The organism is Actinosynnema sp. NPDC091369 (assembly GCF_044757065.1).
Lineage (GTDB): Bacteria > Actinomycetota > Actinomycetes > Mycobacteriales > Pseudonocardiaceae > Actinosynnema.
Map to the genome: position 1 here is coordinate 740,149 of NZ_JBIVUG010000002.1, position 22,851 is coordinate 762,999.

Sequence of the window (22,851 nt, forward strand, 5' to 3'; positions counted from 1 at the left end):
GCACCATGTGCGCCATGAACGCCCTGCCCGCCGGCCTCACCGTCCGGTCACCGCGCCCGGACGACGCCGAGCCGATCCTCGGCCTGGTGCACGCCTGCACCACGGCGGTGATCGGGTTCGCCGACTACACGCTGGACGAGATGCGCGACGAGCTGTCCCGCCCGGGGTTCGACCTGGAGCGCGACGCGTGGCTGGTGCTGGACGCTGCGGGCGCGCCGGTCGGGTACGCGACCGCGAACGGCAAGAGCGGCAGCGACCAGGTCGACGTGGACGTGGTGTCGGCCGACCCGGCGGTCGCGGACTGGCTGTTCACCAGGGTGCTGGACCGGGCGCGGGAGATCGGGCGCGAAGGCGGGCACGAGCAGGTGAGCGTGGACCAGGGCGTCTACCGGGACGACACGGCGCTGCGGGCGCGGGTGGCCGCCCTGGGGTTCGAGGCGGCGGCCACGTTCCACCGGATGCGGATCGACCACACCGGCGACGTGCCGCCTCCCCCGCCGGTGCCGGGGCTGGTGCTGCGGCAGGGCTTGGACGAGGACGTGCGGCGGGTCGCGCACCAGGTGTGGACCGCGTCGTTCGACGGGCACTTCGGGTTCGTGCCGAAGCCCTACGGGCAGTGGCACGCCGAGCTGGAGGCCAGGTCCACCTTCGACTGGTCGGGCCTGTGGCTGGCCGAGCTGGACGGGCGGCCGGCCGGGTTCCTGGCGTGGACCGACCAGTTCGCCGACGAGAACCGCGGGTACGTCGGCCACCTCGGCGTGGTGCCGGGGGCACGGGGTCGCGGGGTGGCCAAGCACCTGCTGGGGCACGCGTTCCACCGGGACGCGGCGGCCGGCCGGGTCGGCACGGTCCTGCACGTCGACTCGAACAACCCGACGCCCGCGCTGACCCTGTACGAGTCGGTGGGGATGCGGCCGGTGCTGGTCATCGACGTGTGGCGGGCCCGCCTCGGGTGAGGGCCGGGCGTCGGGCCAGGCCCTCGGCCGGCTCACGACGCCGGCCCCCGGCGCGGCGGGCGATCGGCTCCCCCGCCGTCAGGCGTTCTGCTGCCCGTCGATCATCCACTGCCCGTTGACCTTGACCAGCGTGTACAGGTGGTTCTCGGACTGCGTGCCGCCGCCCTTGAACGTGTACGACACGGTCGCCGTCACCTGCTCCGGGCCCACGGCGCGCACGTTGCTGACGCTCACCGCGCTCATCTGACCCCACCAGCCCTGGTAGTCGGCGAAGGTCTTGGCCCGCGCGGCCTTGAAGCCGTCGGTGAGGCGGGCGTAGGCGGGCTCCAGGTTGGTCGGCAGCAGGCCGTAGTAGTCGCTCAACGCCTGGTCCGGGCCGACCTCGGCGGGTGGCTGGGTCGTGTCCTGGGTGGTCGGCTCCGGGGCCGCGGTGGTCGTGGTGGTGGTCGGCTCGGCCTGGTCCGTGGTGGTCTGCGCGGGCGGGTCCCCGGCGGCGGCGGACGTGGGCTGGGCGGTGGTCTGGCTGGTGGTGCCGGAGTCGGCCGACGGCGAGCCGCCGTCACCACCCCGGTTGAGCAGGTACGCCACGGCGGCGATGGCGATCAGGGCCACCACGGCGAGCGCGATCAGCGCCTTCCGGTCGCCGCGCTTCTCCTCGTGCCGCGGCGTCGCGTCGGCGGGCGTCGCCTGAGGCGGTGTCGGCTGAGGCGTCGGTTGAGGCGTCGGCGCGGGGGGCGCCGGCTGCTGGGGCTTCGGCTGCGCGGGAGCCGGCGCGGGTTCGACCGGCTCGGGCTTCGCGGCGGCCGGCGGCTCGGCGCGGTCCGGCTCCGGGTCGGGCACGGGTTCCAGCGGCGAGGCCAGGATCGCGGTCGGCGCGGCCTTCGGCGGCACGGCGGGCGCGGCACCGTCGAACCGCACGCCGCGCAGCATGTCGGCCGCCTCGGCCATGCTCGGCCGGGTCTCCGGGTTCGGGTCGAGCAGGCGCATCAGCACCGGCTCCAGCGGCCCGGCGTTGCGCGGCGGCGGGAACCGGCCGTCGGCGACCCGGTGCAGCAGGGCGATGGTGTTGCCGTCCACCCCGAACGGCGGCGTGCCCTCCAGCGCCGCGTAGAGCGTCGCGCCCAGGGCGAACACGTCGGCCGGGAACTCGCCCTTGCCGCCGCGCGCCACCTCCGGGGCCAGGTAGGCGGGGGTGCCGACGAGCATGCCGGACGCGGTGACGGTCGCCTCGTCGGCCGCGCGCGAGGTGCCGAAGTCGGTGACCTTGACCGTGCCGAACTCGGTGACCAGCACGTTGCCCGGCTTCACGTCCCGGTGCATCACCCCCGCCGCGTGCGCGGCGGCGAGCCCGTTGGCCAGCTGCGTGCCCAGCCGGACCACCTCGTCGGCCGGCAGCGTGCCGCGCTCGGTCATCACCGTGGCCAGGCTCCGGGACGGCAGGTACTCCATGATCAGCCACGGGTGGCCGTCGTGCTCGACCACGTCGTACAGCGCGATCACGTTGGGGTGCGACAGGCGGGCCGCGATGCGGCCCTCCCGGACCGCCCGGTCGATCGACTCCTGGTCGAACCCGGTGCGGGACAGCAGTTCCTTGACCGCGACGACGCGGCGCAGCCGCTGGTCCTCGGCGCGCCACACCACCCCCATCCCACCCGTGCCGATCCTCTCCGTCAGCCGGTACCGGCCTGCGATAGTGCGGTCCTCCACCCGTGCTCCCAACGTCGCGCGCACGTCCGGCGACGGGGTACCCGATCGGGCTACCACTCGAACGTGCGTTTCAGTCGTAACACTTCCAGTGCCCGTTTGTCCCTTCACCACGCGGGTCGATCACGCAGGTGAGCCGCGTGCCACTCGGCGCGCCGAACCGGACAGTCCTGTGTGGACGGTCCGGGTGGAGCTGCCGCCGAACGGCGGCAGGCCGCTGCGCCGGAACGACCAGCGGTCGGGCGGGTGGCGTCGCCGGCTAGGCTGGGCCGCCTCGGAAGGAGGACACCGTGACCGATCTCGACTGGGTGCCCGCGGACGTCGACACCGAACGCCCCTCCGCCGCGCGGGTCTACGACTACCTCCTCGGCGGCGGCCACCACTTCGCCGGCGACCGGGCGCTCGGGGACCTCATCATCGGCCGGTTACCGAACGCCCGCGAGATCGCCCGGTCCAACCGGGCTTTCCTGCGCCGCGCCGTGACCTTCATGGCCCGGCAGGGGGTGTCCCGCTTCCTCGACCTGGGCTCCGGCATCCCGACCGTGGGCAACGTCCACGAGATCGCCCAGCGCGCCGACCCCACCGCCCGGGTCGTGTACGTCGACCACGAGGACGTCGCCGTGGCGCACAGCCGGCTGCTGCTCCGCGACGACGAGCGGACCGACGTCGTGCAGGCCGACCTGACCGACCCCGACGACGTGCTGTCCGCGCCCGAGGTGCGGGACCTGCTGGACACCGACGAGCCGGTCGGGCTGCTGATGGTCGCCGTCCACCACTTCGTCCCCGACCACGAGGACCCCGCCGGGCTCGTCGCCCGCTACCGCGCCGCCCTGCCGCGCGGCGGCTACGTGGCCATCTCGCACCTGACCGCCGACCACGACCCCGAGGGCATGGCCGAGGTGACCGCGGCGATGGCCGCCAGCCCCGACCCCATGTTCTTCCGGCCCCACGACCGGGTCGTGGCGCTGTTCGACGGCATGGAGCTCGTCGAACCGGGTGTCGTGGACGCGCCCCGGTGGCGGCCCGAACCCGGCGTGGCGGACCTGGTCGACATGACGCACGGCGTGTACGCGGGGGTCGGCCGCGTCGCGCCGCCGAGCGCCTAGCCGGGGCGCTTCAAGCCCGACCACGGCCGACCGTCGACCAGCGGGGCCGGGATGTCGACCGGCAACTCACCGACCACCACGCGCACGGGGCCGTCGGGCAGCAGCACGCCGTGGTCGGTCACGACGACGACGTAACCGCCGGCCCGGAAGTCGCCGACGACGGTCGCCGGGAACAGCTCGTCCGGCGGCGGGGTGGAGTCGTACAGGTCGGCCGAGGCGGTGGCCGCGAGGACGTCGGGCGCGTCCGCGTCCTCCGGTGCGTGCACGACGCCCTCGAACGGCAGCCACGCCACGGGGCCGCGGTGCCGGTCCGCGGTGTGCACGAGCACGCGGTGCCCCTGCTCGAAGCGGATCATCACCCGCGCGGCCGGCGCGGGGACGCCGAGGATGCGGCGTGGAGCGAGCCGCGCGGCGCTGTGGCGGGCCAGCAGGGCCGCACCGACGAGCCCCGACACGCCCGCCGCAGGCCACAGCGCCGGGTGGTCCCCCAGCCACGCCCACGCCGCGAGCACCACGGCGACGACCAGCGTCGACCAGATCGTGCCCGCGCGCAGCCGCACCGCGCGCCGCATGCCCGGATCGCCCTCGGGCAGCGTGATCGTCACGGGCGCGGCGAGCCGGGCGAACACGCGCCGCTGGCGTGCGCGGGCGACCAGGAACCGGACCAGCGAGTACGTGCAGTAGGCGGCGTGCACGGCGAACGGGACGACGACCGCCTTCGGTTCACCGGACACCGCCAAGAGGACCGCCGCGACGACAGCGACGACACACCCCAGGCGGGGACGGGCGACCAGCACGACGGGGGTGGCCGGCACGACCGGCGCGACGGGGTCGGCGAGGTCGAGACCGGCCGTGCTCAACGCGATCACCAGCGCGATCAGCCAGAGCAGGACCGTCAGCACCACCCGGCCGGTCCGGTGGGTGGCCGGCCGCACCCACTCCTGTGCGCGGGCCCAGTCCAGCACGGGCGTCGGAAGTCCGCCCCCGATGTCGGTCGACCGGCTCACGGCGACGATGTTCGCACGGTCGACAACCGGTGCGGCGGCGATAGTGTCGGACACCATGGACTACCCGTTCGCACGCCGTCCCGGGTTCGACCCGCCGGCGGAGTTCGCGCCGCTGCGGGCGCAGGCGCCGGTGTGCCCGGTGTCGTTGCGGCACGGCCAGCGGGCGCACCTCGTGACGCGGTACGACGACGTGCGGGCGGTGCTGCGCGACCACGGCCGGTTCTCGTCGGACCCGAGCACGCCGGGGTTCCCGCAGTTGCGGCCGGTGGTGGACCGCAAGGCCGCGCCGGGGAGCTTCCTGGTGACCGACCCGCCCGAGCACACCCGGTACCGGCGGATGCTGACCGGCGAGTTCACCGTGCGGCGGATGGCGGCGCTGCGGCCCGAGGTGGAGCGGATCACGCGGGAGCGGTTGGCGGCGCTGCGCTCCGGGCCGCGGCCCGCGGACCTGGTGGGCGGGTTCGCGCTGCCCGTGCCGTCGGACGTGATCTGCCTGCTGCTCGGCGTGCCGGTGGCCGACCAGGGGTTCTTCTCCACCCGCAGCCGCGCGCACCTGGACCGGTCGTTGTCGGCGGAGCAGGTGCGGGCGGCGCTGGACGAGCTGCACGGGTACCTGGCGGACCTGATCCGGTCCCGCCGCGCCACGCCCGCGGACGACCTGGTCAGCCGGTTGGTGCGGGACCCGGGGCTCAGCGACGAGGAAGCGGTCGGGATGACCGTGCTGCTGCTCGTCGGCGGGCACGAGACCACGGCGAACTCGATCGCGCTGTCCGTGCTGGCGTTGCAGCGGGACCGGGCCTGCTGGGAGGCGCTGGTCGCGTCGCCGGACCTGGTCGACGACGCGGTGGAGGAGCTGCTGCGGTTCCTCAGCCCCGTGCACCACGGGGTGGTGCGGGCGGTGGCCGGTGACGCGGTGGTCGGCGGGACGGCGCTCCCGGCGGGCGAGGGCGTGATCGCGTCCCTGTTCGCCGCCAACCGCGACCCGGCCGCGTTCCCCGACCCGGACCGCCTCGACCTGCGGCGCGACGCGCGGACGCACCTGGCGTTCGGCAGCGGGGTGCACCAGTGCATCGGGCACTCGTTGGCGCGCCTGGAGATGCGCGTGGCGCTGCGCGCGCTGGTGACCGACCTGCCGGACCTGCGCCTGGCCGTGCCGTTCGAGGACGTCGAGTTCAAGTTCGACGCCCCGATCTACGGCCTGCGCTCCCTGCCGGTCACCTGGTAGGCACGAGTTTGAGCAGTTGCAGCGCGCTGTGGGACGGGCTGCCCTCGGGGGCGCTGTAGAGGACGAGGTGGTGCCCGTCCTGGAGCTCCGCCGTTTCCAGCTCCAGCTCCAGCTCGCCGACCTCCGGGTGGCACAGCCGTCTCGGGCCGAACGCGTGGTTCGCCACCGGGTGGCTCGCCCACAGCGACGCGAACGCCTCGCTCTTCATCGTCAGCTCGCCGACCAGCTCCGCCAGCCCCACGTCGTCGGGCAGCCGCGCGGCCGTGATGCGCAGGGACGCCACCGCGCACGACGCCGTCACCGGCCAGTCCGGGTGCAGCGCCGCGTAGTGCGCGTCCAGGAACAGCATCCGCGTCAGGTTCGGGCGTTCATCCGGCCGGTCCGGCGCGGACGAGTCGACCTCCTGCATCAATACTTGCACCGAACAGACCTGCTGCATGACCTGCAAGAAGCGGTGCGGCAGGTCCAGGAGTCGCTTGAGGCAGATGAGCCTTCGTTCAGTGTCAAGGCCACGCCTCGCGCTCCTGCGCGGCGGAGGCTGAGTAACCGACTGAGTGCTGACCAGGTGGCCGAGTTGGTGGCCGCATTCGAGGCAGGGGCTACACGGATGGAGCTTGCCCAGAAGTACGGAATTGGGCGGACGAGTGTGGCTACAATACTGCGGGAACATCGTCAGCGGCGAGACAAAGCGAGCTAGCAGTAGCGACAGAACACGTCCGCTTACCTCCCCGGGCGGGCGTGTTCCTTTTGAACTGCCTTCATTCGAAATAGTACAAAGCTCGCCCGGTGCTCTGGTCGTAGAACGTTTTCCCATCGAACCAGCCGAGCACCTTGTCCTTCGTTGCATACAGCCAGTTACCCGAGCGCCAGGCCCAATACTCACCGCTTCCGGCCAAGTAAAAGTCCTTCTCGTTGTCTGTCCACGCGAACGTGCCGCCACTGCCATATGCATAGAGCCACTGTGAAGCCATAGCCAACTATTCTACACTTGACCCGAATAAATCGGTGGCGTGAACACTCGCCGCTGCTTACACTAGACCGATGACCATGACCGAAGATGCTGGCGACATGCTTCCAGAGAGATACGAACCAGACTGGGAGCAGCTAGCGCAGTCGAAGTCCGAAGCACCGCACATGGAAGCAAGCTTTTATCTGCTCCGTGAAACGACACACTGGATAGTCTTGGTTTCAAGCGCTCACGTCGCACCGACGACTGAGCGTAACTTGGCCATTAATCGCGGCATGCTGGTCCGACTGGCGAAGCTATTGCGGCTCATGGTACGCGAACTAGTCGCTGAAGAGTCTTTCCAGCAGATGAGCATCAACCGTTCAGTGCTGGAAACACTGGCAACACTTCAGTACCTGCTTGACGACGATGGCACGGGAGAGCGTTACGACAAGTACGTCATGAGCGGTCTCATTCCTGAACGGGAACTACTGACCCTCATCCAGGCGAATATCCAGAAACGAAATGGGATCGTACTACCGATCGAAGTCCGGATGCAGCGTTCCATTGCAATGACTGCTTCTGCGGCGGGCATCAGCGATGTATCGACCATTCCAGGTAGATCGAAAATCGGCTACCCAACGGTCGAGCAGCGTATCAAGCTGCTCGGAGATCGGGCGTACTCGTCATACCGTATGGGATCGGTCGAGGCTCACGGCGACTGGAACGACCTCTACCGAAATCACCTGACGTGCGAGAATGGTGTATACGAACCGAAGTTCGACAAGTACGAGGTCCGCCCGCAAGCGCCGCTCGTCACATCCATACTTGCAGTGGGCGTAGCAGGTCAAAGTATCGGCAAACTGCTGAGTATCAGTGACCAGAGCCTCGTTGTGGAGCTCGAAACCCCACTCAAAGACCTCATGGAGCGCCTCGTTCGACTGGACGAAGCCCACGAAAAATTGCTACAAAGCTCCCAGCAGGCGTAACGAGCGTTCTTCACCCGCCCACCTCCGCTCTCCCTGCCGCCAACACCGACCCCGCAATAATCGCCGCCAGTCCCACTACCGTCGACCACTGCACCTGCTCATCAAGCAGCAACCACCCAAGCACTACTGTTACGCCCGGCGACAGGTAGAACGCCAACGTGGCCTTGCTTGGTCCAGCTCGTGCAATAAGCCCGTAGAACACGGTCAGCGTCAGCGCTGTGAACACCACGCCGAGCACCACCAAAGCAATCGAGCTGCTTACCGGCGGCGCGTGGTCCGGCAACAGCAATACGGCCGGAACGGCGGTTACTGCGCTACTCACCATCATGGCCGATGTCGCCACACCAAGCGGCTGGGCAAAGCTCAGCTTGCGGTGGATCAGAATAGAGCCAGCGGCGTAGCACAAGGCAGCCGCGGTAACTAATATTCCACCAAGTAGCAGGTGCGAACTCCCGCCAATGTCGACCCCGAACAGCAGCCCGATACCAGCAAATCCCATGACCAGCCCGAGGATTCCTCTGATACCCTCGGGCTTCTCGTCAGGTGCGAACCAGGTAGCGAGTGCCGCCACGAACAATGGTTGCGCTCCAATGAGCACACCGGTGAGGCCAGCGGATAGCCATTGCTGCCCACAGGTAAGTAGGAGCAGAGGTGCGGTCGACTGCACGAGGACGGTTACCAATACCCACCACGGGTGCTTCAGCAGTGGCCGCAAGACGTCACGGCGAATAGCCAGTGGTACGAGAACCAGCGCAGCGAGGAAGACCCGCCCGAACACCACAATTACCGGCGGGAATCCTCGCAGTGCCACCGCGATAACGAGGTAGGCCGCGCCCCACAGAAAGGACAGTGTTCCGAGCAGCAGCCAGTTCCTACGGTCCATCACCTGGCGCTTCCGGTGCGGTCTTCACTCCCAGTCGGCACGGGCCGATGCTACGGGGCGGCCTCCAGCAGGGTCCGTACAGCGCCGAACTGCCGGTACGGCTGGAGCTGGGGCAGCAGCTCGCGCACCCGGCGTTGGTTGCGGCCGGAACCGGTCTGGACAGCCAGCTCCCAGGCTTCGAGCGCAGCAGTGGCAGCCGCCTCAGGTTCGACGGCTGAGGTCTGGCCGGTGCGTGACGGCATCAGGCGAGCGATGGCCAAGTCGATGAGCGTGCCGGAGCGTTCCCGGACGTAGTGCACAGGCAACGCCTGGACGGCTTCCTCCAGCGCGGTGACCGCAGCGACACCATCACCCAGCCGCACGAGACAACGACCCTTCAACCGCATGATGTGCTCAGCGCCGTTGTAGAACCCGAGCCACGCCGGTACGTCGGCTTGGTCGACGCCATCGAACAACCGCTCAGACTTCGCCAGCGCTGCTGCTCCCGCTCGGTGGTCCCCAGCCAGGGCGTACGCCTCCCCGATGGCTTCGGACAGCCAGGAATGGACGGCTTGGCTGATGCCGAAGCGTGGGTTCTCGGCGAGGTGGAGGGCGGCCAGCAGCAGGCGTACCGCATCCGGCCCTCGACCCGCGTGCAGGTGGATGTAGCTCATGATCCCCAGCACGTAGGCGTGGAGCTGGGCATCCTCGCCTTCCTGCGCGCTGGACAAGGCCAGCGAGGTGTACCGCCGCGCTGCGCCGTAGTCCTGGTGGTCGATCGCCAGCCAGGCCGCAAGCTGCGCCGTGTCGCCGAGCACCAAGGCGAACCGCTGGTAGTGGGATGACGGCACGTTGTCAGCCATCCCCATAAGGCGGTTGAGCTGGGAGACAGTCTGCTCGTACACGGCTGCCGAACCGGCCTGGTAGTCGATCTGGCGGTAGGCGCTCGTCAGCGTCTCGTACTGCGTCAGCAGTTCGGCATGGACCACCCGTGGTGCGGGCAACACGACTGCGGGCGGGATCGCCTGTTGCTTCGCCGCAACGCTTTCGACCTCGGGGTGCAGCAGCTCGTCCAGCTCGTTCATCGTGATCTTCAGGAGCCGGGCCAGCTTCGGCCGCAGGTACGGCAGCGGCTCACGGGTGCCCTGCTCCCAGCGGGCCACCGTGGAGCGGTCGACGTGCATGACTTCCGCGAACGACTCCTGGGTGAACCCAGCGGCCTTCCGGGCACGGACAAAGCCGGTCCGCCGTACTGCCATCGGGTGACCTCCTGGCGCTGGCTGCTGCATTCCGCGGCGCGGGTTCTGCCTGGTCAAGCGTAGCGCTGCACCAGGCTGGCCCCGTTTGGGCGATACCTCGGCCTTGCAGCGGCGCTGTCTGTCGCCCCTCGGAGATTCCACCCTTGATCACGGCCCCAGCGCCAGGCAAGCCCCCGGTGGAGATGCCTCCCAAAGTCCCCGGTGGTCCCCACGCCGCCTGGTGCTGGGCCACCCGATGACAACACCGAACGCTGCAAGGGAGCAGTGATCATGCCACCCCGACATACGTCCATGTCCACATAGGACAGGTACGCCAGGATGCCGCACACCGTCCGGCTGCGAATTGACTTATTCACCAAGGCCGCACGACTCGCAGGCTTCCGCTCGGACTACGCCCTGGCCAAGTCGATGGACGTCAACCGCTCCACGGTCGCACGGGTGCTGAGCGGTGAGCTTCAGCCGGGTCCGGCGTTCATCGGTGGTGCTCTTGTCGCCCTGTTCCCGTTGCAGTTCCACGACCTGTTCGAGGTCGTGCCCGCTTCCACTTCCGCCGAAGATTCCCAAGCAGAAAGGCAAGGCAGTGCCGACCAGCACGCCGAACACCGAACCATCCACGACCTTGCAGGCCGCTCTGACCTACGCCGAACTGGGCTGGCCCGTGATACCGGGAGCCATCTGGCATGACGGCCACTTCGCCAGTCCGGTGGACGAGCTGCCCGTAACCAGTCCGTGCCTGCGCCCCATCGAGGCAGCGACCACCGACGCCGAGCTGGTGCGCGAGTGGTGGTCAACGCCTGGTCTGCACGAGCCCAACGTCTTCACCGTGACCGGTCCGGAGTTGGGTGCGTTCGCGGTGGCTGAGTCACGGGTCATGACGCTCGCGGATGATCCGTGGTTCTCGAGGCTGCCGACGCCGGTGCTGGCTTTCCCGAACATGCCCATTGCCTACTTCCTCGTCCGACCGCCGATGCCCTCGGTGCTCATGAGCGACGAGGCGCGGGTCATGGAGGCCGGGATGCCGATGCCCCTGCCACCCAGCGCACCGGAGACCACGCCGGTGATCTGGCTGGTCACCCCCGAACAGGCGGGCAACCGCCTGATGCCCGGTGACGCCCTGGCCGACCTGATCCAGAGCTACGAGAAGAGGAAGAGCGCGTGACTGAGCTGGCCGGACGGACGCCACCGACCATCACCCGACTGCCGTGGAGCGCGGAGCAGTTCACCGGACTCATGCGGGAGCTGGCAGTGGCCGAAGCTCCACGGCTGTTCGCGCTCATGGAGGAGTACGGCGAAGGAGAAGACGCCCGCGTTGCGGGCTACGGCCTGGCCTACGAAGACCGGGCCGACGTCAACTCCGTGGAAGGCGACTTCCATCTGGACTCCGAGAGTGCGGAGCGTGCCCGGACGCTGTTCGAGATCTCCTCACGGTCGACGGGGGTTTCACGGGTGCACGTGGTGTGGCTGGACGAGACAACCACTGCGGCGCATCAGGGCTAAAGCGACGCGCAGCAGACGATTCGGAGGAGGTTGCCCCGTGCGTGAGGGCTACCTCCTCCGGTCTGTCTGTGGGGACGTACGGCTTCCTGGCGCCCTTGGACGAAAGGGACGTATCTCCGTGGGTGCACACCACGGGCGTGGACCGCAGTCGGTGACCGTGGCCGAGCTGGTGGAGCGGGAGGCGAAGGCAGGCCATCCACTGCGGCTCAACTGGCGAGACTCGGACACTGGGGTAGACGGCCTGGTGCACAGCCGGGAGGAGGACGTTTGGCCGACTGGCGTACTCCCCCGGATCACGGACGAGATGGTGCAGCAAGCAGGCGGCACGAGTGCCCAGGCCACCGCGGATTCAGTGGCTGAACTGCCGAAGCGGAGGCGGGACACGGTCATACCCGCCCCGGCACAGCCGGTGCGGGTGCAGCGTGATCCGGAGCTGCTGGGGCAGCTGCTTGAGGGGCTGCGGCGGTGGGGGTAGGTCAGTACGCGCTGGGGTGAGCGGTGACAACCGCTCTTGATTCCAGCCTTCATGCCATAAGTTCGCCGCTCATCGGAATTTCGAAGGAGATAGTCACTGACCACTCGCTACCGTCCTCGGCGTAACAGCGGATACGAAGAGTCGGCTTATCGGTGCGGTTGTCTTCGAAGGCGACACTCCAACAGGCCGACTCGCCATGCTCAAGTACCTTGTCCCATGACGCGTTCTTGATCGGCGCAGGCGAGGACGGATCAACGCCGTTCTGGCTGTGCGTGAATGATACGCCCTTGGCCTCGACCAGCGTACAAACCAACCTTGTGAGTGGTTCTGAGGTCTCAAGGCGAAGCCACAACCGCTGCCAACCGCCCATACTCTCAACCCAGGCGGTGAACTTCGGGGTCCGTTCTTCAAGCCGCCGCTCTGCTTCGATACGGGCGACTTGTTTCCCGGCATGGGCTTGCTGGCGGGTGTACATGATGCTGACAAGCGAAAGAAGTAGTGCGACCACGGAAACGACAAACGCGGCGACGATCATGCGGGGAGTGTAGACCTGACAAGCTCTATCTTGCAGCAGGCTCGCTCACCCGCTGGAGCCAGCGCTAGACTGCGCCGATGGCTGACGAAGAGGTGCCGAAGCGGCGATGGACCGACGACGCCGGGCTCGGCGGCAAGGCTGTCGTGAAAGGTTCTTTCGGCCTGGTACCTGGTGTTGGCAGCTTCCTTACAGAGGCGATGAATGCAGTAGAGGAACGAAAACGCCAGCGTGAAGCCGCGGTGGTGCAGGCCACGATAGCTCGTCTCGGTATCCGGGTCGAAGAACTCAAGGCCAAGCTCGACAGCGACGACGAGCTTGCTGACCTATGGGATAGAGCGATGCAGGCGGCACGAAGTTCGCGGATCAAGTCCAAGCAGTTCATGTGCTCTGCGATCATGGCTGGTGCTGTCTACGCCGACCACAACGAAAGGTTGACAGCAAACATACTCATCCGACTGCTCGATCAGCTTGAAGAAGAGCACCTGCAAGTGATGGTCGCCACCGAGAAGCGGACAACGTTTTCGCGTGCAGATACAAAGCCCGAGCATCACGGCGCAGACCCCGAAGAGTTGATCGAGCTTCTACCACACCTCGCAGGACCGATCCATATTGTGCTCTCATCGCTCCTGTCGCTGAACATCATCCACAATGTCTGGGCGATCACTTACCACGGCTTAGCGGGAAACAAGCGGTACGCGCTTACTCCAACTGGTGAAGCGCTGTGCCGTGTGCTGCGCGCCGACGAGCCGCCTACGGACACTGAATTACTCCGATCGCTTGTGCAACTTCCTTGGCCTCCCCAGGAAGTCGACTCCAATCGGGAAGTAGCTGGGTAGCGATGAGGGATTAACCTGCTCCCAGTATCCTCGCGCAACATCCGGGTGATACTTTACATCGAGCACAGGCAGACGTTCACCTGTAAAAGGATCGACCATAAAAGACCCGTCTGGGTTGCGGACATACTCGTTCGGTAGGTCTTGCCAGACCATTTCCTTCGCGTCGCGGCGTGCGCCTGCGGACGGTTCGTAGAGCTGGGTCCGCAGGATCGAGGCGATGTTTGGGGTTGCGGAGTCGCGGAGGTGCGGTTCGCCCTGCCCGGCGTCGTCACCGTGCCGCGGCACGTGCGGGCGCGCCGCGTGCAGGGCGTGGTCGAACCGGACGTGGCGGCGCTGTTCACCTCGGTCACGGCCGACGCACTGGCGACCATGGCGTTCGGCCCGACGCTCGCGCAGCGCGAGGCGAGCGAGTGGCGGATGGCCGCGCACGCCGTCGGCCGCGACGGACGTCAGGCGCACGGCGAGGTGCGGGGCGCGGACCCGTACGGCACGACCGCGCGGATCGCCGTGCGGCTGGTGCGCGACCTGGTCACCGCCGGCGCGCCGAGCGGCGTGCGCGCGCCGGCGGAGGTGGTCGACCCGGCCGGGTTCCTCGACCGCCTCGGCCTGCGGTGGGAGGTCGGCGCCCGCGGGTGGGGCGGGCGCCGACCGGTCACTCCCCCGTGCTGAACGCGGCGTCGAACGACGCGGCGGGCGGGTCGAACAGGTGCCGCCGGATGAACCCGACCGCCTCCTCCGCCCCGCGCAGCCGGTCCATGCCGGCGTCCTCCCACTCGACCGAGATGGGGCCGGTGTAGCCGATCGCGTTCAACGCCCGGAACGACTCCTCCCACGGCACGTCGCCGTGCCCGGTGGAGACGAAGTCCCAGCCGCGACGCGGGTCGGCCCACGCCAGGTGCGAGCCGAGCCGGCCGTTGCGGCCGTCGAAGCGCTTCTTCGTGTCCTTGCAGTCCACGTGGTAGATCCGGTCGGCGAAGTCGAGGATGAAGCCGACCGGGTCGAGGTCCTGCCAGACGAAGTGCGACGGGTCCCAGTTCAGGCCGAACGCGGGCCGGTTGCCGACCGCGTCCAGCGCCTTGCGGGTGGTCCAGTAGTCGTAGGCGATCTCCGACGGGTGCACCTCGTGCGCGAACCGCACCCCGACCTCGTCGAACACGTCCAGGATCGGGTTCCAGCGGCGGGCGAAGTCGGCGTAGCCCTCGTCGATCACGGCCTGTGACACGGGCGGGAACATCGCCACGTACTTCCAGGTCGAGGACCCGGTGAACCCGACGACGGTGTCCACGCCCAGCCGTGCCGCCGCCCGCGCGGTGTCCGCCATCTCGGCGGCGGCGCGTTGGCGCACGCCCTCGGGCTCACCGTCGCCCCAGATCCGGGACGGCAGGATCGCCTGGTGCCGGAAGTCGATCGGGTCGTCGCACACGGCCTGCCCGACCAGGTGGTTGGAGATCGTCCACACGTCCAGCCCGTACTGCTTGAGCATCGCGCGCTTGGCGGGCACGTAGTCGTCGTCCGCCAACGCCTTGTCCACCTCGAAGTGGTCGCCGGCGCAGGCGATCTCCAGCCCGTCGTAGCCCCACCCGGAGGCGAGCCGGCACACCTCCTCGAACGGCAGGTCGGCCCACTGGCCGGTGAACAGGGTGACCGGTCGGCTCATCGCAGGTCTCCAATCGTGGTCCACGTCGACTGCTGCCCGGCACTCTCCTCCACCGCCGCCAGCACGCGCTGCACCCGCAGCCCGTCGGCGAAGCTCGGCGCCGGGTCGACGCCCTCGCCGATGGCCGTCAGGAAGTCCGCGGCCTCGTGCGTGAACGTGTGCTCGTAGCCGAGCAGGTGGCCCGGCGGCCACCACGCGCCCACGTACGGGTGGTCGGCCTCGGTGACCAGGACCCGCCGGAACCCGGCCGACGGGCCGTCGTCGGCCGAGTACACCGACAGCTCGTTCATCGACTCGAAGTCGAACGCCAGGCTGCCGCGCGTGCCGTTGACCTCCAGCCGCATCGCGTTCTTGCGGCCCAGCGCGTAGCGGGTCGCCTCGAACGTGCCCAGCGCGCCGGACGAGAAGCGGGCCAGGAACACGGCCGCGTCGTCCACGGTCACCTCGCCGACCCCGTCGCCGTCGGGCCGCGAGCGGACGAAGGTCTCGGTGGTGGCGCTGACCCCGGTGATCAGGTCGCCGGTGACGTACTGGGCGGCGTCCACGATGTGCGCGCCGAGGTCGCCGAGCGCGCCCGAACCGGCCTTCTCCTTGCGCAGCCGCCACGTCATCGGCGACGCCGGGTCGGACAGCCAGTCCTGCAGGTACACCGCGCGCACGTGCCGGACCTCGCCGATCCGGCCCTCCTCGACCAGCCTGCGGGCCAGCGCGATCGCGGGCACGCGCCGGTAGTTGAACGCGACCATCGACCGGACGCCGCGCGCCGCGGCCTCCTGCGCCGCCGCGGCCATCGCCTCGGCCTCGGCGACCGTGTTGGCCAGCGGCTTCTCGCACAGCACGTGCTTGCCCGCGGCCAGCGCGGCCAGCGCGATCTCGGCGTGCGTGTCGCCGGGCGTGCAGATGTCGACGAGCTGGACGTCGTCCCGGGCGACGAGCGCGCGCCAGTCGGTCTCCGCGGCCGCCCAGCCGTACTTGGTCGCGGCTTCCTTGGTGCGCACCGGGTCACGGCCGCCGAGGACGGCCAGGCGGGGCGTCAGGGGCACGTCGAAGAACCGGTGGACGCTGCGCCAGGCGTGCGAGTGCACCGCGCCCATGAACGCGTGGCCGACCATGCCCACGCCGATCTCTTCCGTCATCAGCAGCCTTTCGCGACAGGTGGGAACCGGGTCAGGAGTCGAAGCCGACGTCGAGGTACTGGTCGACGTTCTCCTTGGTCACCACGGCGGAGTAGGTGGTGATGGACGCGGGAATGTCGTGCTCGGCCATGTCGCCGATGCCCTTGGCCTGGCCGAGCAGGCGGGCCAGCGCGATCGCCGAGGAGGCCATGGACGGGCTGTAGAGCACGGTCGCCTTGACCACGCCGCTGTCGGCCTTGATCAGGTCCATCATGTTGCGCGAGCCCGCGCCGCCCACCATGACGAACTCCTTGCGGCCGGCGCTGTCGATCGCGGCCAGCACGCCGATGCCCTGGTCGTCGTCGTGGTTCCACAGGGCGTCCAGCTTGGGCGCGGACTGGAGCAGGTTCGCGGTCTGCTGCTCGCCGGACTCGGAGGTGAACGCCGCCGAGACGCGCGGGCCGACCGAGAAGCCCGCCTTCGCCAGGGCGTCCTTGAAGCCCTGGCTGCGCTCCTGGGTCAGCGGCAGCGAGTCGATGCCCGCGACCTCGCCGATGATCGGGTTGCTGACGTTCTTGGCCTTCATCTGCGCGGCGATGTACTCGCCCGCGTTGACGCCCATGCGGTAGTTGTCGCCGCCGATCCACAGGCGGTAGGCCAGCGGGGTGTCGAAGACGCGGTCGAGGTTGATGACCGGGATGCCCGCGTCCATCGCCTGGCGGCCGACCTCGGTGAGCGCCTTGCCGTCGAACGGCAGCACCACCAGCACGTCGACCTTGTCGTTGATCAGCGTCTCGACCTGGGCGATCTGCTGGTTGACGTCGTTGGTGCCCTCGGTGGCCTTGAACGTGACGTCGGAGAACTCGTCGGCCTGCGCCTTGGCGTTCTTCGTCATCGCGGCCATCCAACCGTGGTCGGCGGCGGGCGCGGAGAAGCCGATGGTGACCTGCTTGCCGGGCTGGCTGTTCTGGCCGGAGCCGCCCGCGACGGCGTTCGGTGCGGAGTTGGCGGACTCGTTGGACGTGCAGCCGGCCAGCAGGGCGGCGGTGCCCACGGCGGTGGTGCCCCAGAGGAAGCGGCGGCGGTCGAGTGAGGGCATGGCGGACTCCCGGGTCGTGTGTCGGGGTGGTGGAGGAGGCGGGGGTGGAGGAGGCGGGGGTGGTGGAGGCGCGTCAGGTGGTGTGCGTGCGGCGGCGGGCGGTGGTGCGCTGCAGCAGCACCGCGGCGACGATGATCACGCCCTTGGCGATGTTCTGGATGTCGGTGTCGAGGTTGTTCTGGGTGAAGATGTTGCCCACCACGGTGAAGATGAGCACGCCGATCAGCGTGCCGATCAGCGAGCCCCGGCCGCCGCTGAGCAGCGTGCCGCCGATGACGACCGCGGCGATCGCGTCCAGCTCGTAGAACATGCCGTTGGTGGACGCGCCGGAGGTGGTGCGGGCCACGACCATGAGCGCGGCGATGCCGCAGCACAGGCCGGCCAGGCCGTAGACCAGCGCGGTGTGCCGGCGCACGTCGATGCCCGCCAGCCGGGCCGCCTCGGCGTTGCCGCCGACGGCGAACGTGCGGCGGCCGAACGTGGTCCGGTTCAGCAGCACCCAGCCGACCGCGAACACCGCGGCCAGCAGCCAGATCAGCACCGGGATGCCGAGGATGTCGCCGCGGAAGAACGTGGTGAACCCGGACTCGGTGACGACCTGCGTGCGGCGGCCGGACAACCGCTCGGCCAGGCCCTTCGCCGACGCGTACATGGCGAGGGTGGCGATGAACGGCACGATCTTGCCGTAGGAGATCAGCACCCCGTTGACCAGGCCGCAGCCCAGGCCGACGAGCAGCGCGCACAGCACCATCACCACGGGGCCGTAGGACTGGGTGGCGACGGTCGTCATCCACACGCCCGACAGCGCCACGATCGACCCGACGGACAGGTCGATGCCGCCGCTGATGATCACGAACGTCATGCCGACGCTGACCACGCCGATCGCCGCGGCCAGCCGCAGCATGGTGGAGATGTTGGCCTCGGTGAGGAAGCTGTCCGGCCGGGTGGCGTAGCCGACGACGCACAGCACCACCAGCACGCCGAGCAGGCCGGTGAGCCTCAGGTCGAGGGCGCGGCGGTGTTTGCGCGGCTCCTGGGGAGCGGCGGATTTGGGGTCGAGGACCCTCACCTCGGTCACGGGGCCTCCTCGTTCACGGCGGCTTCGGTGACGGCGCTGCCCGCCATCACCAGGTCCAACACGGCGGATTCGGTCAGCTCGTCGGCGGGCCGGTCGGCGATCACCTCGCCGTCGCGCAGCACCAGCACCCGGTCGGCGAGGCCCAGCACCTCGGCGACCTCGCTGGACACCAGCACCACGGCCACGCCGGCGGCGGCCAGCTCGTGGATCACCCGGTACAGCTCGGCGCGGGCGCCGACGTCCACGCCGCGCGTCGGTTCGTCCAGCAGCAGCACCTTGCAGCCCCGGACCAGCCAGCGCGCCACGACGGCCTTCTGCTGGTTGCCGCCGGAGAACTCGCCGACGAGCCGGCGCGGGTCGGCGGGCCGCAGGTCGAGCCGTTCCAGCGTGGCCCGGGAGTCCTTCAGCTCGCGGGCGCGGTCCACGAAACCGGCGCGGCTGTAGGCGGGCAGGCTGGACAGCGTCACGTTGTGCGCGACCGACAGGTCCAGCAGCAGGCCCTGTGCCTTGCGCTCCTCCGGGGCGAGGCCGATGCCCGCCTTCACCGCGGCGACCACGCTGCCCGACCGGACCGGTTTCCCGTCCACGGCGACGTGCCCGGCGTCGGGCTTGCGGGCGCCGAACACGGTCTCCAGGATCTCGCTGCGGCCCGCGCCGACCAGGCCCGCGATGCCCAGGATCTCGCCCGCGCGCACGTGGAAGCCGACGTCGTGGAACTCGCCCTTGCGGGTCAGCCCGGTGACCGTGAGGACTTCCCGCGCGGTGTCCACGGTGGACGCTTCGCGGTGCGGGAAGACCGTCTCGACCTTGCGGCCGGACATCAGGTCGACCAGCTCGGAGGTCGGGGTGTCGGCGGGGAGGTTCGCGGCGACCGTGCGGCCGTCCTTGAGGACGGTGACGCGGCTGCCGATGCGGCGGATCTCCTCCAGCCGGTGGGAGATGTAGAGGACCGCGACGCCGGCCGAGGTGAGCTCGCCGACGATGCGGAACAGGTTGTCCACCTCGTCGGCGGCCAGGGCGGCGGTCGGCTCGTCCATCACGATGAGCCGCGCGTCGTGCGCGAGCGCCCGGGCCATCGACACCAGCTGCTGACCGGCGGCGGACAACCGGCCCACCTCGCGGTCCGGGCCGATCTCCGGGTGGCCCAGGCGGGCCATCAGCGTCGCGGTGAGGTCGCGGGCCGCCCGCCGGCGGGTGAAGCCGAACCGGGTCGGCTCGTGGCCCAGGAACACGTTCTCCGCCACCGAGATGTCCGGCACCAGGTCCAGCTCCTGGTACATGGTGGCGACGCCCAGCCGCAGCGCGGCCACCGGCGACGGGAGGGTGGTCCGCGCGCCGCGCCAGGTGATCTCGCCCTCGTCGGGCTGGTGCGCGCCCGCCAGCACCTTGATCAGGGTGGACTTGCCCGCGCCGTTCTGGCCGAGCAGGCAGTGCACCTCGCCCTCGGCGACCTCCAGGTCCACCCCGTCGAGCGCGCGCACGCCCGGGAAGGTCTTGCCGATGCCGGTCATCCGGAGCAGGGTCATGCCGAGGCCCCTTCGTGTGAACCGCCCGTCTTCGGGGCACTTGCCTTGACCGGGACGACGGTCGGGTCGTCGAGCACCCGCCGCAACGCGGCCAGCGCCGCGCCCTTGCCGCCCGCGGTGAAGCCGAGCGTGGACGCGGTGATCGCCGTCCGCCCGTGCCGCTGCGGTGCGACCAACCAGTCCTGCAACGCGGCGAAGTAGCCGCCGAGCACGATCTTCTGCGGGTTGAGCAGGGCGGCGAGGACCGACAGGCCGGACGCCAGGGCGTCGGCCGTGCGGTGCAGCGCGTCCAGGGTGCGGGCGTCGCCGCGTTCGGCGCGGGCGCGCAGGATCGTCATGCGCTCGCCCGGCGCCAGCTCCGGGTCGTGCACCGGGTCGTGGCGCGGCGCGCAGGCGTGCAGGAACGCGTCCAACCCGACCTGCGTCTCCCAGCAGCCGCGACGGCCGCACGCGCAGGTCGTGCTGCCCAGCGGGTCCAGCACCATGTGCCCGACCTCGCCCGCTTGGTTGTCGGCGCCGCGCGCCAGCGCGCCGTTGACGATCACGCCCGCGGCCACGCTGCGGTCGCCGGTGAGGTAGACGAGGTGGTCGACGGGGTCGCTGTCGTGCTCGGCGCAGGCGGCCAGGTTGGCCTCGTTGTCCAGGTCGAGCCGGGAGAGGGGCAGGCCGGTCCGCGCGGCCAGGCCGTCCACCACGGCCACCTCGCGCCAGCGCAGCCGGGCGGCCGTGGCGGTGCCGGTGGCGCGGTCGGCCCGGCCGGGCACCGCGACCGTGACGCCCGCCCAGTCGGCCTTCGGCACGTCCTTGAGGGCGCGGCGGGTCAGGTCGGCGAGCCGGTCCAGGGCGTGCTCGGGGACGCTGGTGTCGCAGCTGGCCTGGCGGCGCAGGTGCACCTCGCCGGTCAGGTCGGTGATCGTCGCGCCGAGGTGGCCCGGGTGCACGTCCAACCCGATCCCGCAGACCGCGCCGGGCCGCAGTTGCACCAGCTGGCCGGGGCGGCCCTGGGTGGTCGTGGTGCCCGCCCGCTCGGTGAGGCCCCGGTGTTCGAGGTCGGCCAGGAGCGGGGAGACGGTGGCCTTCGACAGGCCGGAGCCGGCGGCGAGCTGGGCCCGGGACAGGGGGCCGCGGGCGCGGAGCGTGCGCAGGAGGAGGGCGAGGTTGGCCTCGCGCCTGCCTTCGGTCTGCGCCTGCATCGGTACTCCGACTTCGTCGAGGGAGTCGATCGAACGAGGTGGTCCAGCTCACGTTCGGCAGTGAGTTGCGGCAGATCCTGACAGTTGGCGGCGCGCTCTGACAAGAACTGGAGCCCACTTTTGTCGATTCGTTGCAAAAGTCGGGCCTGTTCTGACAGAAGCTCGCGATTGCTTTCGGGAACACGTCAGGCCGTCGCCGGCCTGCCCGGCGGGCGGTCGAAGGTGGTCGGCGGACGCGCGCCGCACCTCGGCCAGGATCCGGCCGGCCTGCGCGGAGCGGTCGTCGCGAGCCGGAGCGGAACCCGGCCACCGGCACGTCGCACTCGGCGACCCGCTCCCGGCACAGCCGCGCGGATGACTGGTCCTGGGCGGTGAAGAAGTCCATGTCCACGGGGCGTCCCGGACCCGCAGGACGGCCCGCTCCGCCGCCGCGACGACCGACGACCCGCCCTCGGGCAGCCGCCGCAGCTCGGACGTCGAGCCGACGAACACCCGCCGAGCCCGATCACCCACCGGACCACCCCGATCCGACGCCCCCGCATCGTCCGTCGCGCGCCGGCGTCGCGGGACGCGGGGTCAGCCGGCCGGGGAGAACGCGCGGTCGGTTCCGGACCAGGCCGCGCCCGTCACACCGGCCAGCTCCCCCAGCTCCGACAGCACGATGGGCAGGTTGCCGGTCGCCAGCGGCAGCGAGCGCCGGTAGACGGCGCTGCGCACCTCCGCCAGCAGCGAGTGGCCCAGCCGCGAGACACCGCCACCGATGACGACCATGCCCGGGTTGAGGAAGCTGACCAGGGACGCCACCACGTGCCCGAGCCGCCGGCCGCCCTCGCGCACCAGGTTCGCCGCGGCGAAGTCGCCCGCCGCGGCCGCCGCGCCGACGTCCTCGGCGGACAGCACGCCCTTGTCGTGCAGCGCGCCGGCGAGGGCGACGGAACGGCCGCTGCGGGCCAGGGTCGTCGCGTCCCGGGCCAGCGCCGCGCCGCCGAAGTACGCCTCCAGGCAGCCGACCTCGCCGCACGCGCACGCCGGACCGAAGTCGTCCAGCCTGATGTGGCCGATGTCGCCGGCGGTGCCCGCCACGCCCCGGTAGACCTTGCCGCCGAGCACGATCCCGCAGCCGATGCCGGTGCCGACCTTGACGAAGATCAGGTCTTCGAGGGACCGCGCCACGCCCGCGTGCCGCTCGCCCAGGGCCATGGCGTTCACGTCGTTGTCCACCGTCACCGGGCAGCCCCACCGGCCGGCCAGCTCGTCGCGCACGGGGTAGCGGTCCCAGCCCGGCATGATCGGCGGCGCGACCGGCATGCCGTCGCGGAAGCTCACCGGGCCCGGCAGGCCGATGCCCGCGCCGATCAGCCGGCCCGGCGCCTTGGCGTAGACGACGTCGGCCAGCTCGGCGACGCGGCTGAGCACCTGCGCCGGGCCGCTGCGGACGTCGCAGTCCTCGCTGCGGCTCTCCAGCACCTCGCACCGGCCGTCGGTGACCGCGACCGTCACCGAGGTCGCGCCCACGTCCACGCCCAGCACCCGCAGGTCGTCGGCGAGGTGGACCAACGTCGACCGCCGCCCGCCCCGGCTGGCCGCCGGACCGCCGACCTGCACCAGGCCCACGTCCACCAGCCTGCCCAGCTCGGCCGTCAGCTTGGCGCGCGGCAGCTCCAGCCGCTCCCCCAGCGCGACCCGGGACATCGCGCCCTCGTCGCGCAGCAGACCGAGCAGCTCCGACTGCCTGCCGGAAACCACCCGCGGCTGCTGGCCGCTGCCCGTCGCGCTGCTCATGCCA

23 protein-coding genes are annotated in these 22,851 nt (G+C 70.2%); 9 read left to right on the forward strand and 14 right to left on the reverse strand.

Going from position 1 to position 22,851, the window contains the following annotated elements; all coding sequences use genetic code 11:
- Nucleotides 1-14: 14 nt before the first annotated feature.
- Nucleotides 15-956: a GNAT family N-acetyltransferase gene (locus ACIQMJ_RS11470; RefSeq protein WP_499760857.1), complete on the forward strand. Its 942-nt coding sequence runs from the start codon at nt 15-17 to the stop codon at nt 954-956.
- A gap of 78 nt (nt 957-1,034) precedes the next feature.
- Here ACIQMJ_RS11470 and ACIQMJ_RS11475 read toward each other — a convergent pair whose 3' ends face one another.
- Nucleotides 1,035-2,663, reverse strand: coding sequence for a serine/threonine-protein kinase (locus tag ACIQMJ_RS11475; protein WP_499760858.1), 1,629 nt, complete (start codon nt 2,661-2,663; stop codon nt 1,035-1,037).
- Nucleotides 2,664-2,950: 287 nt separating this feature from the next.
- Here ACIQMJ_RS11475 and ACIQMJ_RS11480 point away from each other — a divergent pair, with 287 nt between their 5' ends.
- Nucleotides 2,951-3,766, forward strand: a complete 816-nt coding sequence (locus tag ACIQMJ_RS11480) for an SAM-dependent methyltransferase (protein ID WP_499760859.1) — start codon at nt 2,951-2,953, stop codon at nt 3,764-3,766.
- On the opposite strand, the gene ACIQMJ_RS11485 is transcribed toward ACIQMJ_RS11480, so the two are convergent.
- A complete protein-coding gene (locus tag ACIQMJ_RS11485; protein ID WP_499760860.1) occupies nt 3,763-4,773 on the reverse strand; it encodes a hypothetical protein in 1,011 nt (336 codons plus the stop codon). The two genes, ACIQMJ_RS11480 and ACIQMJ_RS11485, sit on opposite strands and share 4 nt — an antisense overlap.
- Nucleotides 4,774-4,828: 55 nt before the next feature.
- Here ACIQMJ_RS11485 and ACIQMJ_RS11490 point away from each other — a divergent pair, with 55 nt between their 5' ends.
- Complete coding sequence (locus tag ACIQMJ_RS11490) at nt 4,829-5,998, forward strand: cytochrome P450 (RefSeq protein WP_499760861.1); 1,170 nt, start codon at nt 4,829-4,831, stop codon at nt 5,996-5,998.
- On the opposite strand, the gene ACIQMJ_RS11495 is transcribed toward ACIQMJ_RS11490, so the two are convergent.
- Nucleotides 5,988-6,419 carry an MmyB family transcriptional regulator gene (locus ACIQMJ_RS11495; protein WP_499760862.1) on the reverse strand — a complete coding sequence of 144 codons (432 nt, stop codon included), beginning with the start codon at nt 6,417-6,419 and terminating at the stop codon, nt 5,988-5,990. The two genes, ACIQMJ_RS11490 and ACIQMJ_RS11495, sit on opposite strands and share 11 nt — an antisense overlap.
- Before the next feature lie 337 nt (nt 6,420-6,756).
- A complete protein-coding gene (locus ACIQMJ_RS11500) occupies nt 6,757-6,969 on the reverse strand; it encodes a hypothetical protein (RefSeq protein WP_499760863.1) in 213 nt (70 codons plus the stop codon).
- A 70-nt stretch (nt 6,970-7,039) separates the two neighbouring features.
- Between ACIQMJ_RS11500 and ACIQMJ_RS11505 the strand changes: the two genes are divergently transcribed.
- Nucleotides 7,040-7,933 carry a DUF5677 domain-containing protein gene (locus tag ACIQMJ_RS11505; protein WP_499760864.1) on the forward strand — a complete coding sequence of 298 codons (894 nt, stop codon included), beginning with the start codon at nt 7,040-7,042 and terminating at the stop codon, nt 7,931-7,933.
- 10 nt (nt 7,934-7,943) lie between these two features.
- Here ACIQMJ_RS11505 and ACIQMJ_RS11510 read toward each other — a convergent pair whose 3' ends face one another.
- Together ACIQMJ_RS11510 and ACIQMJ_RS11515 are read right to left on the reverse strand one after the other, a co-directional pair.
- Nucleotides 7,944-8,816 carry a DMT family transporter gene (locus tag ACIQMJ_RS11510; protein ID WP_499760865.1) on the reverse strand — a complete coding sequence of 291 codons (873 nt, stop codon included), beginning with the start codon at nt 8,814-8,816 and terminating at the stop codon, nt 7,944-7,946.
- A 50-nt stretch (nt 8,817-8,866) separates the two neighbouring features.
- The gene (locus ACIQMJ_RS11515) at nt 8,867-10,054 is read right to left on the reverse strand and encodes a helix-turn-helix transcriptional regulator (RefSeq protein WP_499760866.1); all 1,188 of its coding nucleotides are present in this window, start codon (nt 10,052-10,054) and stop codon (nt 8,867-8,869) included.
- A gap of 318 nt (nt 10,055-10,372) precedes the next feature.
- On the opposite strand from ACIQMJ_RS11515, the gene ACIQMJ_RS11520 reads away from it, so the two are divergent.
- Genes ACIQMJ_RS11520 through ACIQMJ_RS11530 form a run of 3 tightly spaced genes read left to right on the forward strand, consistent with a single transcriptional unit; the run spans nt 10,373 to nt 11,551 of the window.
- The gene (locus ACIQMJ_RS11520) at nt 10,373-10,738 is read left to right on the forward strand and encodes a transcriptional regulator (protein WP_499760867.1); all 366 of its coding nucleotides are present in this window, start codon (nt 10,373-10,375) and stop codon (nt 10,736-10,738) included.
- Entirely contained in the window at nt 10,674-11,213 is a 540-nt protein-coding gene (locus tag ACIQMJ_RS11525; RefSeq protein ID WP_499760868.1) for a bifunctional DNA primase/polymerase, read from the forward strand. The genes ACIQMJ_RS11520 and ACIQMJ_RS11525 overlap by 65 nt, the downstream gene beginning before the upstream one ends.
- Nucleotides 11,210-11,551 (forward strand): RNA-binding protein, encoded by a 342-nt coding sequence (locus ACIQMJ_RS11530; RefSeq protein WP_499760869.1) that lies wholly within the window; start codon nt 11,210-11,212, stop codon nt 11,549-11,551. Before ACIQMJ_RS11525 ends, ACIQMJ_RS11530 begins: the two co-directional genes overlap by 4 nt.
- Before the next feature lie 524 nt (nt 11,552-12,075).
- On the opposite strand, the gene ACIQMJ_RS11535 is transcribed toward ACIQMJ_RS11530, so the two are convergent.
- Entirely contained in the window at nt 12,076-12,561 is a 486-nt protein-coding gene (locus tag ACIQMJ_RS11535) for a hypothetical protein (protein ID WP_499760870.1), read from the reverse strand.
- A gap of 77 nt (nt 12,562-12,638) precedes the next feature.
- Here ACIQMJ_RS11535 and ACIQMJ_RS11540 point away from each other — a divergent pair, with 77 nt between their 5' ends.
- Both ACIQMJ_RS11540 and ACIQMJ_RS11545 read left to right on the forward strand, forming a co-directional pair.
- Nucleotides 12,639-13,397 (forward strand): hypothetical protein, encoded by a 759-nt coding sequence (locus ACIQMJ_RS11540; protein ID WP_499760871.1) that lies wholly within the window; start codon nt 12,639-12,641, stop codon nt 13,395-13,397.
- 243 nt (nt 13,398-13,640) lie between these two features.
- Nucleotides 13,641-14,066, forward strand: a complete 426-nt coding sequence (locus ACIQMJ_RS11545) for a hypothetical protein (protein ID WP_499760872.1) — start codon at nt 13,641-13,643, stop codon at nt 14,064-14,066.
- On the opposite strand, the gene ACIQMJ_RS11550 is transcribed toward ACIQMJ_RS11545, so the two are convergent.
- The 7 genes from ACIQMJ_RS11550 to ACIQMJ_RS11580 all read right to left on the reverse strand — a co-directional run bounded on the left by ACIQMJ_RS11550 (nt 14,050) and on the right by ACIQMJ_RS11580 (nt 22,847).
- Nucleotides 14,050-15,054 (reverse strand): sugar phosphate isomerase/epimerase family protein, encoded by a 1,005-nt coding sequence (locus ACIQMJ_RS11550; protein WP_499760873.1) that lies wholly within the window; start codon nt 15,052-15,054, stop codon nt 14,050-14,052. The genes ACIQMJ_RS11545 and ACIQMJ_RS11550 overlap by 17 nt on opposite strands.
- Nucleotides 15,051-16,190 carry a Gfo/Idh/MocA family protein gene (locus tag ACIQMJ_RS11555; protein WP_499760874.1) on the reverse strand — a complete coding sequence of 380 codons (1,140 nt, stop codon included), beginning with the start codon at nt 16,188-16,190 and terminating at the stop codon, nt 15,051-15,053. Before ACIQMJ_RS11555 ends, ACIQMJ_RS11550 begins: the two co-directional genes overlap by 4 nt.
- Nucleotides 16,191-16,221: 31 nt before the next feature.
- Entirely contained in the window at nt 16,222-17,268 is a 1,047-nt protein-coding gene (locus ACIQMJ_RS11560) for a substrate-binding domain-containing protein (RefSeq protein ID WP_499760875.1), read from the reverse strand.
- A 73-nt stretch (nt 17,269-17,341) separates the two neighbouring features.
- The gene (locus ACIQMJ_RS11565; protein ID WP_499761067.1) at nt 17,342-18,337 is read right to left on the reverse strand and encodes an ABC transporter permease; all 996 of its coding nucleotides are present in this window, start codon (nt 18,335-18,337) and stop codon (nt 17,342-17,344) included.
- Between the two features lie 5 nt (nt 18,338-18,342).
- Nucleotides 18,343-19,872 (reverse strand): sugar ABC transporter ATP-binding protein, encoded by a 1,530-nt coding sequence (locus ACIQMJ_RS11570; RefSeq protein ID WP_499760876.1) that lies wholly within the window; start codon nt 19,870-19,872, stop codon nt 18,343-18,345.
- A complete protein-coding gene (locus tag ACIQMJ_RS11575) occupies nt 19,869-21,065 on the reverse strand; it encodes an ROK family protein (RefSeq protein ID WP_499760877.1) in 1,197 nt (398 codons plus the stop codon). Before ACIQMJ_RS11575 ends, ACIQMJ_RS11570 begins: the two co-directional genes overlap by 4 nt.
- Before the next feature lie 576 nt (nt 21,066-21,641).
- A complete protein-coding gene (locus ACIQMJ_RS11580) occupies nt 21,642-22,847 on the reverse strand; it encodes an ROK family transcriptional regulator (RefSeq protein ID WP_499760878.1) in 1,206 nt (401 codons plus the stop codon).
- Between the last annotated feature and the right edge of the window lie 4 nt (nt 22,848-22,851).